Consider the following 2,186-nt stretch of genomic DNA (forward strand, 5'->3'; position numbering starts at 1 on the left):
GTGGTGTTGTATGATGGTATTGGGTGGTCTTGGATGGAAGAATACGTCAGTCTAATTTGACTCGCGAATCTTCGTATAAAGATTAATTTTGACGAGACGGATTGTCAAGCGGATCAGAGTAAAAAACACGGTTATCTCGGTAAACGCCAACCGTTCAAACACTGTAAACACTCTGGAGACCCTTCGACTTCGCTCAGGGTGACAGTCCAAGTTTCTAAAATCCTTCGTACTCAGAGGGCATAAGTGCCTTCTTGAATTCGTGGTTCGAAAACCGTTTTCCCCAGGCCTGGTGTATTTTGTGTTTCGACCGAAGCAGTATAGAATTGTCGTTCATTCCGTTGCAACCATAAAGGAAACACCATGCTGTATAACCGATTAGGCCATTCCAATATTCAAGTCAGCCGTATTTGTTTGGGCACCATGACGTGGGGCGAGCAAAATACACAACAAGAGGCGTTTGAACAGATGGATTACGCTTTGGATCAGGGCGTGAATTTCTGGGATACGGCGGAGCTGTATGCGATTCCGCCGCGTGCTGAAACTTATGGACAAACCGAGGAAATCATCGGGCGTTGGTTTGCTGAAACCGGGCGGCGAGATGAGGTGATTTTGGCGTCGAAAATGGCGGGGCCGGCGGATTTTGTGGAACACATTCGCGGCGGCAAAAGTCGTTTTAATCGGGAACAGATGACGCAGGCATTGGAGACGTCTTTGAAGCGTTTGCAAACCGATTATGTGGATTTGTACCAACTGCATTGGCCGGAGCGAAACACTAACTTTTTCGGTCAGTTGGGCTTTGAAGTCGGGGAAGACCCGAGCGACTTGACCCCGATGGAGGAAACCCTGGAAGTGCTGACGCAGTTGGTGAACCAGGGCAAAATCCGCCACATTGGTTTGTCGAACGAAACACCGTGGGGCACGATGAAGTTTTTGCAGTTGGCCGAGCAGCATGATTTGAGCAAGATTGTGACGGTGCAGAATCCCTACAGCTTGTTGAATCGCAGTTATGAGGTGGGGCTGGCGGAAGTGTCGCACCGCGAAAACGTCGGTTTGTTGGCCTATTCACCGCTGGGCTTCGGGGTGCTGAGCGGTAAATATTTGAACGACTCGGCGGCCGAGAATGCGCGTTTGAATTTGTTTCCGCATTACGACCGTTATTCCAACGACAATGCGGTGAAAGCGACGGAGCTGTATGCGGCCTTGGCGCGCGGTAACGGTTTGACGCCGACGCAATTGGCGCTGGCGTTTGTGAACAGTCGCCCCTTCTTGACGGCGAACATCATTGGCGCGACCACGATGGAACAGTTGAAAGAGAATATCGACAGCATTCACGTCCAGTTAAGCGATGAAGTATTGCATCAAATCGACCGCATTCACGCGCAATACACGATTCCATCGCCATAAATCCAAACCGATCCTCATAAGTCCAAACCGATCCTTTGCTGGCGCACCCAACCGAATGGCGTGGTCGGCATTGACGGATTGGGGAGGACTGGGTTCAGATTAGGTGCCGATTAGGTGTTGACCCAGTTTTCCAATCTTAAACCATGGACTCTTTCAAACTCTTTGGTGTTGTTTGTCACTAGAATCAAGCCTTTGCTGCGTGCGTGCCCGGCGATCATCATGTCGTAAGGCTCGATGGGTTGACCTTGTGAGTAGAGTTCAGCGCGAATTTGACCAAAATGATTGGCCGCCTCTGAATCAAAATCCAAAACCAATAACCGAGCGATTAACCCTTCAATATCGGCTAAATTTTTCTCAGGCTGGATGGAGCGCTCCGCACCGAAGATGAGTTCGCCTTGGGTGATCGTTGAGATGGCCATTTGGCCAGCGTGCTGATTGAATATTTTTCTCACCTGTTCTGGGCGGTTTTTGATGGTGTAGATTAATATATTCGTATCCAGTAAGTATTTGGTCACAGTGCTTCTCTGGCCGTATCGGGTTCTTGAGAGTGGTCATTCATAAAGTCATCACTGATGTTTGCCGATGCAAACCAGTCATCCCAACTGTTTTCAACGGGCGTGATAATACGTGTGTTACCGATGGCGGTAATGACGACTTTTTGGATGGACTTGTCCAGTTCGACCGATTTAGGCAGCCGAACGGCTTGAGACTGATTGTTTTTGAAAACGGAGGTGGTGACGGCGGTCATTCGAAGCCCTCTTAGTGTTTGGATATGTTGTTTG

General features: G+C 49.3%; 3 protein-coding genes. 1 reads left to right on the forward strand and 2 read right to left on the reverse strand.

Features of this window, described 5'->3' with window-relative positions; genetic code table 11:
• Positions 1 to 360 precede the first annotated feature (360 nt).
• Positions 361 to 1,404 (forward strand): NADP(H)-dependent aldo-keto reductase, encoded by a 1,044-nt coding sequence (locus tag ACP5D0_RS09900; RefSeq protein ID WP_472365618.1) that lies wholly within the window; start codon positions 361 to 363, stop codon positions 1,402 to 1,404.
• Positions 1,405 to 1,514: 110 nt separating this feature from the next.
• Here ACP5D0_RS09900 and vapC read toward each other — a convergent pair whose 3' ends face one another.
• Together vapC and vapB are read right to left on the reverse strand one after the other, a co-directional pair.
• A complete protein-coding gene (gene vapC / locus ACP5D0_RS09905; protein WP_472365619.1) occupies positions 1,515 to 1,919 on the reverse strand; it encodes a type II toxin-antitoxin system tRNA(fMet)-specific endonuclease VapC in 405 nt (134 codons plus the stop codon).
• Positions 1,916 to 2,186 (reverse strand): type II toxin-antitoxin system VapB family antitoxin (vapB, locus tag ACP5D0_RS09910; RefSeq protein WP_472365621.1); only part of this gene is annotated, 271 nt, incomplete at its 5' end. The genes vapB and vapC, both read right to left, overlap by 4 nt.

The organism is Hydrogenovibrio sp. (assembly GCF_049975065.1).
GTDB lineage: Bacteria > Pseudomonadota > Gammaproteobacteria > Thiomicrospirales > Thiomicrospiraceae > Hydrogenovibrio.

Coding starts and splice junctions, on each gene's coding strand:
- ACP5D0_RS09900 (WP_472365618.1), top strand. CDS start 361: ATGCTGTATAACCGATTAGGCCATTCCAATATTCAAGTCAGCCGTATT.